General features: G+C 41.8%; 15 protein-coding genes. 14 read left to right on the top strand and 1 reads right to left on the bottom strand.

Annotated elements, in window-relative coordinates; translation table 11 throughout:
* The first annotated feature begins 114 nt into the window (after positions 1 to 114).
* The 14 genes from AC570I_RS17110 to AC570I_RS17045 all read left to right on the top strand — a co-directional run bounded on the left by AC570I_RS17110 (position 115) and on the right by AC570I_RS17045 (position 16402).
* A complete protein-coding gene (locus AC570I_RS17110) occupies positions 115 to 1467 on the top strand; it encodes a Gfo/Idh/MocA family protein (protein ID WP_497406442.1) in 1353 nt (450 codons plus the stop codon).
* Between the two features lie 231 nt (positions 1468 to 1698).
* Entirely contained in the window at positions 1699 to 2289 is a 591-nt protein-coding gene (locus tag AC570I_RS17105) for an RNA polymerase sigma factor (RefSeq protein ID WP_497406441.1), read from the top strand.
* A 126-nt stretch (positions 2290 to 2415) separates the two neighbouring features.
* The gene (locus AC570I_RS17100) at positions 2416 to 3576 is read left to right on the top strand and encodes a FecR family protein (RefSeq protein WP_497406440.1); all 1161 of its coding nucleotides are present in this window, start codon (positions 2416 to 2418) and stop codon (positions 3574 to 3576) included.
* A 208-nt stretch (positions 3577 to 3784) separates the two neighbouring features.
* Entirely contained in the window at positions 3785 to 7153 is a 3369-nt protein-coding gene (locus tag AC570I_RS17095) for a SusC/RagA family TonB-linked outer membrane protein (protein WP_497406439.1), read from the top strand.
* Between the two features lie 26 nt (positions 7154 to 7179).
* The gene (locus AC570I_RS17090) at positions 7180 to 8736 is read left to right on the top strand and encodes a SusD/RagB family nutrient-binding outer membrane lipoprotein (protein WP_497406438.1); all 1557 of its coding nucleotides are present in this window, start codon (positions 7180 to 7182) and stop codon (positions 8734 to 8736) included.
* Between the two features lie 113 nt (positions 8737 to 8849).
* On the top strand, positions 8850 to 9944 hold the full coding sequence (locus AC570I_RS17085; RefSeq protein WP_497406437.1) for an MBL fold metallo-hydrolase: 1095 nt from the start codon (positions 8850 to 8852) through the stop codon (positions 9942 to 9944).
* Positions 9945 to 9994: 50 nt separating this feature from the next.
* Positions 9995 to 10357, top strand: coding sequence for a hypothetical protein (locus AC570I_RS17080; RefSeq protein WP_497406436.1), 363 nt, complete (start codon positions 9995 to 9997; stop codon positions 10355 to 10357).
* Between the two features lie 57 nt (positions 10358 to 10414).
* Entirely contained in the window at positions 10415 to 11218 is an 804-nt protein-coding gene (locus AC570I_RS17075; protein ID WP_497406435.1) for a hypothetical protein, read from the top strand.
* On the top strand, positions 11202 to 12113 hold the full coding sequence (gene miaA, locus AC570I_RS17070) for a tRNA (adenosine(37)-N6)-dimethylallyltransferase MiaA (RefSeq protein WP_497406458.1): 912 nt from the start codon (positions 11202 to 11204) through the stop codon (positions 12111 to 12113). The genes AC570I_RS17075 and miaA overlap by 17 nt, the downstream gene beginning before the upstream one ends.
* 133 nt (positions 12114 to 12246) lie before the next feature.
* Positions 12247 to 12765 carry a hypothetical protein gene (locus AC570I_RS17065; protein ID WP_047800459.1) on the top strand — a complete coding sequence of 173 codons (519 nt, stop codon included), beginning with the start codon at positions 12247 to 12249 and terminating at the stop codon, positions 12763 to 12765.
* A 145-nt stretch (positions 12766 to 12910) separates the two neighbouring features.
* Complete coding sequence (locus AC570I_RS17060) at positions 12911 to 13453, top strand: hypothetical protein (RefSeq protein WP_047800460.1); 543 nt, start codon at positions 12911 to 12913, stop codon at positions 13451 to 13453.
* 96 nt (positions 13454 to 13549) lie between these two features.
* The gene (locus AC570I_RS17055) at positions 13550 to 14077 is read left to right on the top strand and encodes a DUF3347 domain-containing protein (RefSeq protein ID WP_497406434.1); all 528 of its coding nucleotides are present in this window, start codon (positions 13550 to 13552) and stop codon (positions 14075 to 14077) included.
* 136 nt (positions 14078 to 14213) lie between these two features.
* Complete coding sequence (locus AC570I_RS17050) at positions 14214 to 15503, top strand: citrate synthase (protein ID WP_047800462.1); 1290 nt, start codon at positions 14214 to 14216, stop codon at positions 15501 to 15503.
* A 269-nt stretch (positions 15504 to 15772) separates the two neighbouring features.
* Positions 15773 to 16402 (top strand): DUF6266 family protein, encoded by a 630-nt coding sequence (locus tag AC570I_RS17045; protein WP_497406433.1) that lies wholly within the window; start codon positions 15773 to 15775, stop codon positions 16400 to 16402.
* Positions 16403 to 16434: 32 nt separating this feature from the next.
* Here AC570I_RS17045 and AC570I_RS17040 read toward each other — a convergent pair whose 3' ends face one another.
* Complete coding sequence (locus AC570I_RS17040) at positions 16435 to 17556, bottom strand: DUF3667 domain-containing protein (RefSeq protein WP_497406432.1); 1122 nt, start codon at positions 17554 to 17556, stop codon at positions 16435 to 16437.
* Positions 17557 to 17561 lie beyond the last annotated feature (5 nt).

Genomic DNA, 17561 nt, shown 5'->3' with positions numbered 1-17561 from the left:
CTAATTTACATATTAATCAAACGTTTGCGTTCTTATTTAAAAGTCTTTTCTTTCCGTTCGCTTTAAAATATGAATACATTCGGAGAATCAAAAATCAACAAAAACAACACAAAGATGAACAGAAGAGAATTTGTACGAAATGCCGGATTAACCACCGCAGCTATCGCTACCATTCCTGATCAAACACTATTTGCTGCTCAGGCTGATGGCAAAATAAAGGTGGTGATGATAGGAGTAGGCCTGAGGGGGCAAAATCATTTAAGCCTGATATTAAGGCGGGATGATGTAGAGCTGGTTGCCATTTGCGACGTAGATGACAAAATGCTTCAGATGAGTAAAGCCATCATTTCTAAAAGCGGAAAACCAATGCCCAGGATTTTTACAGGTGATGAAAATGCCTGGAAAAAGATGCTGGAAATCAAAAATATTAAGGCTGTTATCATCGCTACACCATGGGAATTACATAAACCCATGATTTTAGGCGCCCTTGATGCCGGGATTAAATATATCGCTACCGAAGTGATTTTGGGAATTAATCTGCAGGATCACTGGGACGTGGTGCACGCAACAGAAAAAGCTGATGCCCATGTGATGATGCTTGAGAATGTATGCTACCGCCGAGACGTATTGGCTGCACTGAACATGGTTCGCCAGGGCTTATTTGGTGAAATGCTGCATTTACAGGGAGGTTACCAGCACGATTTGAGGGAAGTGAAATTTAATGATGGCGTAAACCCCTACGGGCATGGTGTTGAGTTTGGCGAAAAAGCTTTCTCTGAAGCGCGTTGGAGAACCAATCATTCGGTTTACCGCAATGGTGATTTATATCCTACCCATGGCATCGGGCCGGTGGCACAATGCATCAACATCAACCGGGGTAACCGGTTCCTTAAACTTAATTCCTTCGCTACAAAATCCCGTGGTCTCCATAATTACATTGTAGATAAGGGCGGCGCAGCTCATCCGAATGCAAAAGTCAACTTCAGACTGGGTGACATCGTGACCACCACAATCGACTGCGCAAACGGCGAAACCATTATTCTTCAGCACGATACCAATCTGCCGCGTCCTTACTCCCTTGGCTTCAGGTTTCAGGGTACCAAAGGTCTTTGGATGGACATCAATAAGAGTATTTACGTAGAAGGGGTGAGCAAACCCCATACCTGGGATAATGCCAAAGAGTGGTTAGATAAATATGACCACCCACTCTGGAAAAAGTACGGTAACGATGCCCAGGGCGCTGGTCATGGGGGTATGGATTTTTTTGTGATCCATGCATTTATCGAAGCAGCAAAACGCAACGAAGCTACTCCGCTGGATATATATGACGCCGCAGCATGGAGCGCCATTACACCGTTAAGTGAGCAATCGATTGAGTTAGGCAATGAAACAGTCGAATTCCCCGACTTTACCGGCGGCAAGTGGATGAGCAGAAAACCCGTATTTGCTCTAAACGACGATTATTAATCCCATAAAAGTATCTCTAAAAAACCAGGAGATACTTTTATACCTTTTGTTTTTGAGACTAGCTGATTCCAATTTTATTTATTAAGTTTACGATGGGTTAATACTGTCTTAATGATACTTCCTTTAATTTGAAAGCGATCATGAATACCTGTAAACCCCATCCCTTTATAATATCATTTTACACCCAAACTGTAATAAACACGTGTTTTTTAAACTCATTGTGAATTGGATATGTATAAGGAATTAGAAAGTAACTTTTTCTACCTGGTTAAGCTAAATAAGAGCAAGGCATTTCAGCTCGTGTTCGATGCTTACTGGAACATTATTTTTAATCATGCGTACAAAAAAGTAAACGACACTGACGTGGCTAAAGACCTCGCACAGGAAGTTTTCGTTTGTTTGTGGGATAAGATTGATTTGCTCGATACGGAAGGCAGTGTATTGGCTTATCTATATGCCGTCCTGAAGAACAAAACATTAAAACTCTACGCACAGGATGATGTAAAACTCCGTTACGCCAACAAAGTATCCTCCAGCGGGATTCGCGCGGATCACCAGTCGCAGAACATTCTTTTGGAAAAGGAACTCAAGACGATCATCGACGATGAGGTAATGAAGATGCCGGCAAGGATGAAGGCAATTTACCTCATGAAAAAAGAAGATGAACTGTCCATCAGGCAAATTGCCGAAGAACTTTCCCTTTCCGAACAAACCATTAAAAACCAACTCCAATCTGCCTATCAGCGCCTGAGGCTGCGTGTGAGCGATTACGACTCGTCACTTGCCCTGCTCGCTTTGATGGTTGCCAGATATATGTCTTAACCTTCCCTGTGTTTTTTCATCACAGGATGCCCCTTTGCATTTAGTATCACATGTAAACTGAATAAATTTTGGCAAGGCTATAGTACTTTCTAAAGTTTCAGGGTATATCTAATAAAAGCGACTGTTTTGGAACACGATTACATCAAACAACTTATCAGGAAATACAACAATCAAACTGCAAGCACCGAAGAAAAATTGCTGGTTGAAGACTGGTACGCCAGTGTAGAGGGAGAAGAATTTTCATCAAATGAAGCTGATCTCAACTCGATTAAGAGTGAAATCTACACGAACGTAATCAACCGCATTAATCAGGAAAATGTATCACCAAAAGAGAAACAAATCCTAAGAAAGTCATTTCCCCTTTTCGCAAGGGCGGCAACGTTGCTGATCATTGTACTTGGTGGCTTGTATCTATACTTACAAAAGCCCACACACCCGCAAATTAAACCCATTGCCGATCTCGCTGCCCAACATCAGGTTAAGCCGGGAGGGAACAATGCCATTTTAAAACTGGGTAACGGGGAGGAGATTATATTAAATGAAAGCGCCGAAGGCCGCCTGGCACAGCAAGATGGTGTGAGCATTACCAAGACAAGCGGCGGGGAAGTAACCTATCGCTTTACAAACGCACTAAAAAACAAGGCCGTTACCAATAACACCATTACGACCCCAAGGGGAGGACAGTATCATTTAATTTTAACCGATGGAAGTCAGGTATGGCTGAATGCCAGCTCTTCCATCACATTCCCAACTGCATTTACTAGTGCCAATAGAAGCGTATCGATAACAGGTGAGGCGTACTTCGAGGTAGCAAAGAATAAATTGAAGCCATTTGTGGTACACACCGACCAGTCGGTAATCACAGTGCTGGGCACCCATTTCAATGTGAATACGTACAGCGACGAAGATGAAGAGCGTACCACTTTACTCGAAGGCGCAGTGGAAATCAAAAACCATACAAAAACTGAAATATTGCACCCTGGCGAACAGGCCGGTATTAACAAATCCGCTCAAAAGATGAAAGTACTACCTATAGAAAACGCGGAGGCTGTAATCGCCTGGAAAAACGGTTACTTTCAGTTTGTCGGATCTGATCTGAAATCCTTTATGCGGCAGATTTCCCGATGGTACGATGTGGAGGTGATTTACAATGGTGAGATACCAATAAAAGCTTACACAGGTAAAATCCCCAGGAACTCCAGCGCCGAAGACCTGGTTAAAATGCTGGCTTACTCAGGCATACATTGCCGGATTGAAAACGGAAGAATAACAATTAATCCTAAATAAAGAACCAAAACCAAACTAATCATTAAATAACCAACAACTATGAGTTAAAAATACCCTTCACACCAAGCTGATCTCAAAATAAAGAACGGGAAGTGTTCGTACCACTCCCCGTCGGATTTTCGGGATCTACATGCCTGCACGGATAGTTCCGCTGCAGGAAAACAATATTGATCTAAGCCATAATGTTTTAAAACCCAAATTCAAAGGTATGAATTTAAGTAGATTCTTGTATGTGGCATCGTCCATAGCAAGCAGAACAAAACAACTATTAATTGTAATGAAGCTAATTGCAATCATTTTACTCGCTTCTTTTTGCCAGGTTAGCGCCAGTGTTTATAGTCAGAACATCACGCTGAAGCAGAAGAATGTATCTATCGATGTTGTTTTTCGTTCCATCGAAAAACAAAGCGAGTATGTATTTCTTTACGATAACCTTGAGCTGCAAAGGGCCAAAAAGGTGAGCATTGATGTAAAGGAAATGTCTATTGAACAGGTGTTGAACATCTGTTTCAAAGATCAGCCGCTCAACTATAAAATATTCAATAAAACTATTGTATTGAAGCGTAAAACGGAAACGCCTGTTAACGTGACTTTTGAAGCCATAAAAGGAAGAGTGCTGGATGAAAACGGCCAGCCTATTGTAGGGGCCAGTGTCTTAATCAAGGGTACCAAAACAGGCGCTACCACTGATGGAAACGGTGCATTTACCATCAACGCACCAATTGGTGTCACCCTGGTGGTTTCCTATATCGGTTATACTGCCAAAGAAGTTGCTATTGATAGTCAGCGGGAATACAGCATTTCCCTTCAGCCGGCTTCCAACGACTTAACCGATGTGGTGGTTACCGCACTTGGCATCAAAAGATCGGAGAAATCCCTGGGCTATGCAGTACAAAGGGTTGGCGGAAAAGATTTGCAAACCGTGAAAGGTGTGGACGTCGGCACGTCCTTAACTGGAAGAGTTTCGGGACTGGTAGTTAAAAACTCCACTGAATTTAATGCGCGACCTACGATTGAGCTACGTGGTGAAGGTGCCTTATTGGTTATTGATGGTGTGCCTTATCGGAATATGTCACTAAGAAATATCCCAACTGATGACATCGAGAGTATGGACATTTTGAAGGGACCAACAGCATCAGCACTATATGGCTCAAGAGCGCCAGGGGGAGTAATTTTAATTACGACTAAAAAAGGTTCGGCAGGAAAAGGATTCTCTGTTGATTTTAATAGCAATACCATGACCTCTCTTGGATATCTGGCCATACCCGATGTACAAAGTTCTTATGCACGCGGTCAGAATGGCGTAATTGACAACGATTATGTTTGGGGACCAAAGTTGGATGTGGGCGGCACCGCCAGGGATTGGAATCCGGTAACAAAACAGTTTGAAGATAATATGCCATTGGTATCAAAGGGAAAAGACAATTTAAAGAACTTTATGTCTAATGGTATCGTACTGAACAATAATCTGAGCATCGCCCAATCGGGAGAGAATGGGAGTTTCAGAATCGGTTTAAACGATATTTATAACAAAGGCCAGTTTCCGAACCAGAATTTAAATATGGTCAATCTAACCATGGCTGGTGAAATGAAGCTGAGTGACAAATTTAAACTGGAAGGACACATGGGCGTGAGCAAGAGATGGGCAGATCAGGTATGGGGAACGGGTTACAATAATCAAGGTTATCTTTATCAGCTGGTCATGTGGACGGGAACAGAGTATGACATCCGTGATTACCAGGACTACTGGAAAGTCCCAAATAAAACCCAGAACTGGATGTACACCAACTGGTACGACAATCCATACCTGATTGCTTACGAAAAACTCAATGGAATACAGAACAACACCGTAAATGCAAATGTTACAGCCACCTATAACATCAGTAAAGATTTGAGTGTATTGGCAAGAATAGGATACGATAATTATAATAATAAAACTTCCTTCCGAAATCCAACAGCAAATATCTTCAGTACACGTGGTGGAGCCGTAAACGGTAGCGGCTGGAATGCGAAAGGGATGTATTCTATACGTGATTCAGTGGGATTTAGTACTAATAATGATTTGATAGTCAATTATAAAAAGAAACTAAATAAAGTTACTATTGACGCATTAGCAGGAGGGACTATTTTTTATTTCCAGAATCAAATTTTAGAAGCGACAACTAAAAACGGATTGATTTCTCCAACATTCTATTCAGTTGCAGGTTCGGTTGAACCTCCGACTGTTGCACAGGGAGGTAATAGCCAACAACTCAACAGTTTGTTTGGAAGGGCCTCAATTGGGTATGCGGATGCTGTATTTCTTGACTTTACCGGCAGAAATGATTGGAATTCGTCGCAACCAAAAACCTCCAGATCTTATTTTTATCCATCCCTAGGCTCAAGTGTAGTCGTTTCAGAACTCGTGGATCTGCCCAAGGTGATTGATATGTTCAAGCTTAGAGGCTCATGGGCTATATTTAAAACGGCTTTTAATCCGTACGCCATCAACAGGACATACGGTACTACAACTTCAGCATGGAATACACTTAACTCTGCGAACTACCCTTCATCATTATTAGGGTCTGATCTATTACCAAGTTCACAAAGAACCTATGAAATTGGTGCGGCCGGATATATGTTTAAAAGACGCTTGCATTTTGATGTGGCTTATTTTAATAAGCTTTATTATAATCGACAGGCTAGTGCAAGCATTGCCGCTACTTCAGGATTCTCTACAACATTAGTCAACCTCGGCGAAACCTATGAAAGACGCGGATTGGAAATCACAGTGGACGGAACTGTAATCAAAAACAGCGATTTCCAATGGAATTCTACCATTAACTGGTCGAACCAGCACCGGTATTTTGTCGACCTGGACAGCAAGTATTCGCCTGACAATTTATGGACGGCAAAAGGCGAAAGACTGGATAGCTATACGGGAACCTATTGGTTAACTGATCCAAGTGGAAATGTTATTCACCAGAACGGTGTGCCTGTAAAAAGTACCTATTCGAAAGTGCTGGGTTATACCGATCCTGATTTTAGTTTTGGTTTCATCAATAATTTCAGCTACAAAAACTGGTCGCTGGGCATTAATATTGATGGCCGTATAGGAGGCTGGATGTACAACTACATCTATGATAAAATGTTCGATACCGGAACTGCGCCTGAAACTGATAATCAATACCGTTACGATCAGGTAGTAAATAAATTAAACAATTACGTTGGCACAGGCGTAAAGGTCGTTTCCGGCACAGTAACCTTCGATAAATATGGTCAGATTATAAGTGATACGCGACAATACGCTGTGAACGATGTTCAGGTCGGATATCAAAATTATGCACAGAATTTCAGGGGCGGAGACCTCGGTTTTCAGAATGCCAGTTTTGTAAAACTTCGTGAAATTTCTTTGGGATATAATGTGCCAGCAAAACTTACAGAGAAGTTAGGCTTAAAGAATGCTTCATTCTCCCTAACCGGCCAAAACCTGTTCATGTGGACAAACTTTAAGTATTCTGACCCGGATGTGGATACGGAAAACCTCAACTCACCATCCATGCGAATGGTTGGATTTAATGTTAAAGTTGGCTTTTAATGATCAACCATATTTAAAAAGATGTTATGAAAAGTAAATTTTTAAAATATACCTTATTATTATCTGTACTGATATCAATAAGCAGTGGCTGCAGTAAATTTGAAGCCATTAATACCAATCCAAATTCAACCACTGAAGTCAATTCAGCAATGTTGGCCACCAGCATGATCCTGAGCATTACGCGGAGCGACATCAGTACCACAAAAGCATTTATGCAGCCTTTTCTACTGGGCAAATACCTCACCTGGGGAGAAGGGCAGGAGGGCTTTCAATACAATCGCCTTAACCGCACGGATTTTGATCGCATTACCGTGTTAAGAAATATCACCCCGATGGAGAATTATGCCACCAGCGATGCATTGAGAAAATCCTATCAAGCCCTTGGGCACTTTGTGAGGGCATGGCAGTTTTTCATCAGCACCATGCAGGTGGGTGATATCCCTTACACAGAAGCAGTAAAAGGAGAGTCGGCCGGGATTTTGCAACCCAAATACGATGCACAAAAAACCGTTTTCCTGGGCATCCTCAATGAGCTTGATCAGGCCAACGCCTTATTTGCCGAAGGGGCAACATTTGAGGGCGATCCGATCTTTGCTGGAAGCACCGAAAAATGGCGTCGCTTAACGAATAGTTTTGAGCTACATGTGCTGATGAATCTTTACAAAAAAACCGGCGATGCAGACCTAAAGGTTACCGATCGCTTTAAAGACATTGTGGCAAACCGCTTATTGATGAGAGACTACAACGATAATTTCGCACTGGCCTATAATGCTACAGCCGGACAAAATTATCCCTGGAGTGATGTACCCGCGGGCTCAGGAAACTCCTTTGTGAAATCAAACTATACCATGCTTAGCAATGTGCTGCTTGAACCGCTTAAGGTTACCAACGACAGGCGTTTGTTTTATTATGCTAAACCCTCGGCCATCAAAATAACTGCCGGGGTTTCCCAGTCAGATAAGGCCGCCTATCCGGGTGTAGAGCCATCCGATGCCTTTTCCGCTTTGCAAACCATCAGGGTAGGCAAAGACTATGCAGATATCAATAACCGCTATACCAATCTGGTAAATGCTGAACCGGTAGGGGTTTTCAACTACTGGGACCTGCAGTTTATTTTGGCCGAGGCAACCCTTCGTGGTTGGATCTCTGGGACACCGGCACAGACCTATTACGCCAATGGAATTAAATCATCGATGACTTTCATTGCGGCCAATACACCCGATCTGGCCGATTATCACCACAACATGAAAATGGATGCCACGTACATTGATACCTTTCCGGCTACATTAGCACTGGCAGGTACTACCGACCAGCAGATTGGTCAGGTGATCACGCAGAAATATGTGGCCAGCTTTCTGCAGGGAAATAAATACCAGTCCTGGTTCGAAAACCGCAGAACAGGTTACCCTGTATTTAAGCTCAATACCTTAACGAACTTAAACACGCCATCAACCAGTTTACCATTACGATGGATGTATCCGTCAAACGAACTGAGTTATAATTCAGTCAACCTTGCTGCGGCTATTGCCAGTCAGTACGGTGGAAATGACGACAACAACCAGATCATGTGGTTATTAAAATAAACAAAACCCAAAATAATACCTTTCAAAGCCCTGAGTTCATCAGGGCTTTTTTTGCTTTGGGCTGACGAAAAGCTAGTTTCTATTTATATAAATTAGCGCTCTAAAATTTTAAGATGATTTTTGTCTATATAGTCCTAACCCTGGCACTAGCGGTGTTCGTAGTGCTCAACCTACCGGTTTTCGGCCGCTTACCCAAAGGTACACGCCTTGATCAAATTCACCATTTATCAAATTACAGGGATGGCGCACTGCAAAATCTATCGCCTACCCTAATGCAACCCGAAGGTGTAAGCTTTTTTACGCTATTGAAGGCTTTTCTATTTGATCAGAACCCAGATAAAACCCCGTCAAATCCGCTTCCATTCGTAAAGCCCGATCTCAACGGTAAAGCCGCCGGGGATGAGGTGGAACTGATCTGGTTCGGACATTCATCATACCTGATTAAAATTAACGGATACAGGATTCTGGTTGATCCTGTTTTCAGCGAAACCCCCTCACCATTTTCTTTCATAGGGAGCAAAGCTTTCAAGGGCACTGGTTTTGTACAGGCTGCTGATTTTAAGGATATCGATGTACTTGTTATCACCCACGATCACTATGATCACCTCGATTATCAGAGTATCTTAAAAATCGCACCCAATAGTAAATCCATCGTCACCTCTATAGGGGTAGGCTCACACCTGGAAAGATGGGGTGTACCGGCTTCAAAAATTAACGAATTATGCTGGGAGCAGTCGGTTAGTTTATTCGATAGCCTGAAGTTTACTGCGGTATCCGGCCGGCATTTCACCGGTAGAAAATTCAGGCGCAACCAAACATTGTGGTCGGCTTTCATACTTCAATCTAAGCAGTCGAAACTATTCCTGGGGGGAGATTCGGGTTACGACGCCCACTTCCAACAAATTGGCAATCAGTATGGCCCCTTCGATCTGGCCTTGCTGGAATGCGGACAGTACAATGCCTACTGGCCTTATATACACATGTTCCCGGAACAAACGGTGCAGGCCGCAATAGATTTAAAAGCAAAAGTTTTGATGCCCGTACATTGGTCGAAATTTAATTTAGCCATGCACAGCTGGGATGAGCCCGTAAAAAGGGTAGTGGCGGCTGCGGAAGATTTAAACTTCCCCATCGTGACCCCACGGCTGGGAGAAACTATCAACCTGAACAAATATTTGCCTACGGCAAAATGGTGGCTGCAAGGCTAAAAACCTAAACAAAAACTACTTTATGGTGTTTTGTACTTAAAGTATAAGCTATGAAAACCGATCTTACCGAAATATTTCAAACCATCAGGGCTGGATTACAACCCTACGCATCACGTGGATATACTGTACATGAAAATTCTGAATCAGGTTACGATCTATACAGTGAAAAGAATGTGGAAGAAAACGGTAAAACCAGTACAGAAAGATTTTTTGCCGGTATCTATATCAGTGGAGATCAGGTAGAGCTGAAGATAAACTCCACAGCATTTTCAGCAGGAAATGAAGCGCTTATTGAGTTTAGTCCTGAGCAATCTGGCTTAAAAACGAACACACTAGACGATTCAAAACGCAAAGAAGTGGAAAGCCTTGTCGAAATAGCCCATTCAAAGTTTAAGGAAAAAGAGTGGATTTAAGATTCTGTTCTTAAATTTGCATCCGGTGATTGAAAGTCACCGGATAAACTGACACTATTGACAACACCCGCCCAAACAGCAACCTACTGGATTTCACAATTACAATCTGCACTGGAGAACGAAAGTTTAGCGTGCCGGTTAGTCCATAAAGACGGTTTCATTTTGCTCGCAATCCATACTGATCAGCTTTTTCTGAATCTGGTCCCCTTAAATAATAACTTCGAAGTTGATCAGCTTATCCAATTGCAGCAAAGTTATTTTCTTCAACAAAAAAGATGCATACATCTGTGGGAGGATGTATGGCTAAACCGGTCGCTACAGGTTTTAGCCAGAATAAAATCCCTTCTCGGCGACAATATCCGGATCTATGGCCGGAAAACCCGCGTCATCAAACTGGATAAACCAGTAGCAGATAAATTTCTGAACGAGAATCACCTGCAGGGAACGGTGAGCAGCCGTTACAAATTGGGTTTATTTGCAAAGGACAACCTCGTTGCCGTGGCCACCTTCTCGGCCTTGCGCAGAATGAAGCACAGTGAAAATTATAAATCAGCAGAGCTCATTCGTTTTGCGGTACAGGCTGGCCATTCCGTAACGGGTGGACTAAGTAAGCTCCTGAAACATTTCGAAGCGCAATATCAGCCAAATGACATCATGAGCTACGCAGATCGCGACTGGTCGGCTGGAGAGGCGTATGAAAAACTGAATTTCAAATTTATCAACGCCATTGCCCCGCAGTATTTTTGCCTTGATGATGAAGGGAACCGTAAACTCAAAAAGGATGCTTGTGTAAGTGGTAAGGAAGTATTCAATACCGGTAGTTTAAAATTTATATGGAGGTGTGATGAAGGAAGATTATAACCTGGTTATTATCCTGGGTGCTACGGCTTCAGGAAAAACCCGGCTCGCCGTTCAGGTTGCCCAGGCTTTAGGCACCGAGATCATCAGCGCCGATAGCCGGCAGGTATTTCGTAAAATGGATATCGGTACCGGAAAAGACCTGAACGAGTATGTGATCAACAATCAAAACATTCCTTATCATCTAATCGATATACTGGATGCGGGGGAGCGGTACCACGTGGATGCTTTCAAGAATGATTTTTATCAGGCTTTTGAAAGCATCTCTGCTAAAGGTAAAATCCCTGTGCTTTGCGGCGGTACCGGAATGTATATCCATAGTTTGCTTCAAAACCAACCCTACACCGCTGTCCCGGTGAACGACGCACTCCGGAAAGAACTCGAACTTCTTTCCAAAGAAACACTTCAGGTCATGATTAGCAAGAGCCAGAATCTGCAACTCGTGGATCTGTCTTCAAAGAAGAGGCTAATCCGTGCAATTGAAATAGAAGCGTTCCTGCAATCGAACACACTTGAGGTAGTTGCCCGCCCTGAACTGAGACCCATTGTTTTCGGATTGAAGGGTGAAGTCAACCTGACGCGTTCTAAAATATTAAAGCGGCTGGATGATCGTTTCAATGAGGGAATGATTGCCGAAGTAGAAGTGCTGCTTGCTGAAGGAATTCCCACTGATATGCTGGTATTTTATGGCCTGGAGTATAAATTCATCGCGCAATACCTTGACGGTTTGCTCGACTTCGAGGAGCTAAGAAACAAACTTGGTATAGCCATTTGCCAGTATGCCAAACGCCAGAATACGTTTTTTAGAAAGATGGAAAAGGATGGAGTGAGCATAAACTGGCTCGATGCCGGCGCTGAAACCAACCTTTTAAAACAGCTCATCCTGCAAAAGGTTTAAAGTAAATTAAATTATTCTTTTAAGTGCTGTTTATGACCAAATTATAGCTATTTGCTATAAATTGCCGATTTTTTGGCACAGCCTTTGTAATTGGTGAAGCATATTATTTTACCTAATAAAACGATATCTTAAAATGAAAACAATTACTAAAATTTTAGCTACTTCAGCAGCTGTAGTAGCTTTATTTATTTCTACAAATGCTAACGCTCAAAATAAACAAAAACTAGGCATAGGAATTATTGGTGGTATCCCTACAAGTGATGCATACGGTGTGGCCTTAGGCGCAGACTTACGTTATCAGTTTGATGTAGATAAACAATTATCGATTCCGGTAACAGCAGGTTATACCCGTTTCCTGGGTAAGGAAATTGGTAATACAGGCGTTGATGTTCCTGATTTCGGTTATATCCCGGTTAAAGTAGGTGCCAAATATTTCTTCAACGATTCAGGATCAGGCGTTTACGGACTAGCAGAACTGGGTGCCGGTTTTGGAACCAATAAAGGCGCAGGAACATCATTTGTATATTCTCCGGCTTTAGGTTATGCATGGAGCAATGGATTAGATCTTGGGGTTAAATATGAAGGTTTAGCCAGAGACGGTGGAAGCACAGGTTATGTTGGTTTACGTCTGGCCTACGGATTTAGCTTGTAATAAATATAACATTTATACAGAGCCCCGCACATGTGCGGGGCTTTTTTTATTTCAGGACATTTTGAAAAAAATGAAAATTAATAAATCTGATTGATACCATTCTGCGTAAGTATGATAAACCTAATAATTAAATAACATATCGAATATGAAAAACATTACTAAATTCTTTGCAACAGCAGCAACGGCAGTTGCAATTTTCGCAAGCTCAAATTTACAGGCTCAAACCATGGAAACACCAGCTGCAGGAAGTGGCATGGCATTCAAAGTAGGTGTTGGCGTAAATTATGGCTTATTTCCTGATCGTTCGGAAATGGATTATGGTTATGGAGCAGACTTAAGATTACAGTATGACTTAAGTCCTTTTGTGGCCGTTACTGCATCTGGTGGTTACACCCGTTTAAAATGGAAAGGCAGTCCGTTGAAATTTGAATTCATCCCTTTATTAGGTGGTGTTAGAGTATTTCCAATTGAGAGGATGTACCTGGCTACCGAGCTTGGATCAGGCTTGGCAGTTAAAGATGGCGCCAATATGAACTTCATCTACACTGGTGGTTTAGGATACGAATGGAAAAATGGTTTAGATCTTGGCGTTAAATACGAAGGATATGTGAATAACAGTTCATCAGATTTGTATTTCATGAAAACAGGTCAGTTTAATTTGAGATTAGCTTATAATTTCAAATTATAATTAAAACATCATTTAATCGGGAAGCCCTGCAGTTTGCAGGGCTTTTTTTATTGATTTAATATTATAATTGCTATTTTGAGCCGAAAACCAAATACAATGAAAAAAATATTCGGCATTGCCATTTTAGCCACTTTACTTGCCTGTAATCAATCAGAAAAAAAATCAGAAAGCATTACAGATTCTACCACTAAATCAGCTACGGCAAATCGGGATGTTTTAATAAGGGACGCACAAAAGAATACGATCCTATCTCAATATTTCGACCTAAAAAATGCGCTAGTAAAATCGGATTCCTCAAAGGCACAGTCGGCAGCACAAAGTCTTGAAAAAAGTTTAGCGGGTTACGCTGGCTGTGAGCCTACGGCATTAATTGCCGGAAAGATTGCTTCAAAAGCTGACCTTACTGCGCAACGTAAAGATTTCACCACACTTAGCGCGGATATCATTGCACTGGTTAAAAGTAGTCAGCTTGAAAAAGGCACAGTCTATGTACAACATTGTCCGATGGCAAACAAAGGGGATGGCGGCGACTGGTTATCTTCGGAAAAGGAAATCAGAAATCCTTACTACGGTGATGAGATGCTGGAATGTGGCAGCGTAGTAGAGGAGATTAAAACCAAATAAGAAAACAGCAGAAAATCTTAATCAAATCATGATTGTTACGTCACACCGACTTAATTTTCATATTAAATTAACAGATTTGTTATGCCCGTATATTAATTTTATATAATTTAGAAAGCTATAAACACAATACAATAATATGTCAGATATTGCAGAGATCAAAGTTGATGGTAAGACAATAGAATTGCCAGTAATAACAGGAACAGAAGACGAAAAAGCCATCGATATTTCTAAGTTAAGAGATCAAACAGGCTTTGTCACTTTAGATACTGGTTTTAAAAATACTGGTTCGACAAAAAGTAAAATCACATTTTTAGATGGAGAAAAAGGTATCCTGAAATACAGGGGATATTCAATCGAAGAGCTTGCAGAAAAATCAAGCTTCCTTGAGGTTATCTACCTGATTATCTATGGTGATCTTCCAACACAAGAACAAGTAGAAAATTTACAGACTGAGATCAACAAACATACTTTGATTCATGAGGATATGAAGAAGTTTTTTGACGGCTATCCTTCCAAATCTCACCCAATGGGTCAGCTGGGCTCACTAATTTTCTCTCTATCTACATTTTACCCTGAGTGTTTAAAGCCGAATCAAACTGCTGAAGAGCAAAATTTAACCATCATTAAGTTACTGGCTAAATTACCAACTATCGTATCTTTCATCTATAAGAAGTCATTAGGCAACCCGCTTATCTATCCTAAAAACAAATACGATTACGTAACCAATTTCCTTTGGATGACTTTCGGACAGCGCACCGAAGATTATGAAGTAAATCCGATTGTGGTTAATGCCATGAACAAGTTATTGATCCTGCATGCCGATCACGAGCAGAACTGTTCAGCATCAACTGTACGTATTGTTGGTTCATCAGATTGTAATTTATATGCATCAGTAGCAGCAGGTATAGCAGCATTATGGGGTCCGCTTCATGGCGGTGCCAATCAGGCTGTAATCGACATGCTTGAACTGATTAAAGCTGACGGTGGTGATACGGAGAAATGGATCGCAAAAGCGAAAGATAAAAACGATCCGTTCCGGATGATGGGATTTGGTCACCGCGTGTATAAGAACTTTGATCCACGTGCTAAAATCATTAAAAAGGCTTGCGATGATATTCTGGAAAACCTGGGCATCAATGATCCCGTATTAGAGATTGCCAAAAAACTGGAAGAAGCGGCCTTAACCGATCAGTATTTCATCGACAGAAAATTATATCCAAACGTAGATTTCTATTCAGGTATCATTTACAGGGCATTAGGTTTCCCTTCAGAAATGTTTACCGTATTGTTTGCATTGGGCCGTTTACCGGGATGGATTGCACAATGGAAAGAAATGCACGAAAACAAAGAGCCAATTGGCCGTCCGCGCCAGATTTATGTTGGTGAAACTGACAGACCTTTTGTAAATATCAAAGACAGAAAGTAAGCTAAATACAGATAATATGTTAAGCCACAGGTTCATGGAGCCTGTGGCTTTTTTGTTTTTTAATACTTTTTTACACAATTGCAAACGTATTGCAGGGTACCCCCCAATTACTGCCTTGGCGGGGGCTCTGCAGGGGATTTATAGGAGGGTGGTAGGGGGTTAGTAGGGGCATTTCCGTACTAACCCCCCTTCAAATCCGGGTTAAGTCCCTGTAAATCAACTTGCAGATATTATTCCTAATTGCTATGATTGTATAAAAAAAACAGATTATGGGAATTTTAGACAAGGGCTTCAACGGAGGATTCAGAGGAAAACTCGGAAAAGTAGTAAGCTACCCTTTATTTGGGCAGCAGGTGATTCGTACAGTAGGAGAAAGGCATACCCCTTTTTCAGAAAAGGAACTCGCAAATCAGCGTAAGTTTGCATATGTTCAGCAATGGTTCGACCCCTTAACAGAATTTCTGCGGGTGGGGTTCCAGGGCTATGCACAAACCTATCAGGGGTTTTTAGCAGCAAAATCCTACAATTCAAAAAATGCATTGATCACAGATGATGCAGGATTTTACATGGACCCTGCCAAGGTATTGCTAAGTTATGGACAGCAATCCATGGCAGCGGAGTTTGAAGTAAGCAGCAATGAAAAAGGTTCAGTTACTTTTAACTGGAGTAAAGAAGGGCCTTATAGATACGATGACCGGGTGATGCTGGTAATCTACAATCCGGAACAGCGTAAAGCGAAATTTGAAACTGCCGGGTGCCGACGTCAGGTTGGAACAGCAACGCTAAATGCAGGCGAGCGTTTTTCGGGTATAAAAGTTCATGCTTACATCGCGTTCGTATCAGAAGACCGCAAAAGTAGAAGCAATAGCAAATACCTGGGTGAAATAAAAATACTGTAAGGCATAGAAGTGGTGCAATCGCAAAAGGGAGATTACACCGCTACATAGTAGATGAGATTGAGCATGATCATTTCGGTTAAGCGGAAGGCCACATAGTACAGGATAAAAATCATAAGCATTTTACCCACTACTTTCTGGCGTTGATAGAAGACCTTAAGTGCATTAAACATATACCAGCAAATCCATACGACTACACCTATTTTTATTATTGTAGATATGATGGAGTCTGTACCGAAAATGTATTTGATAATTGGCTGGGTAAAAATGGAGATGATAAAATAAGCCGTCATCCCGTGTATGGTAAAAATCAGGTGGTCAAGGTAGTAAATGTGGTTACGGCGGAAATTCCACATGATGAATAGGGCAAGTAAGGGCATGAGCAGGAAGTATTGCTTAGGCCTGTTGTGCTCCAGGGTTTCTTCAATCACTTCTGACTTTGCGCCAAGGGTAATCGAGCGCTTTTTGATCATGCGCTCAAACCAGTTGTCTTTTTCCAAAAGGGGCAAACGCTTTTGCCTGTTAAGGTAAGCTTCGTAGGTAGAATCATTACGTTCATCATGAATTACACTGAACTTTGTAATAATGCGGGCAAGTGAATCAGAGCGGCTGGCTTTGTTTTGCTTTTTTAAATCAGCAAGCACAGCGCTTTGCTGATTAAAAGTCATGCTTTTAAAAGTACCCTTATCAATGTCTTCTTTAATGCCTTGTCTTACATCGCTGGCAATGCCCGGGGCATGCTTAAGAATACCAGCGGCGCCTAAGCGTTTGTCTACAGAATCTAAAGCCGCTTTCTGCTTGTTTTGTGTCTCTACGCTCACATGTTCCTTCTCTTTAGATTTATGTTCAGGTGAATAAGCCACCAAAAAATAAACAATGGAAACAAAAATGTACATGCTCACCGGATTGATGTAACGTGCACGTTTACCGGCGAGGTAATCTAGCGTTACCTGCCCAGGCTGAGTAAGCAGGGGAGTTAAAGTCTGGAAGAACTTATTGTCGAAATGAAAATAGTGGGCGATACTGTGGCTGATAAAGCCCCAGAAGCTTTCCTTAAGTTCTAAATTAGGCTGACCACAGTCGCTGCAATAATGTTTTTCTACATGCGATCCACAGTTTAGGCAATTGTGTTCTTTTCTATATTTTCCGGCAGACATGAGCG

It is taken from the genome of Pedobacter sp. A2324 (assembly GCF_059693705.1).
The sequence above is the reverse complement of the archived record's forward strand: the minus strand, read 5'-3'. Positions and strand labels throughout refer to the sequence as shown.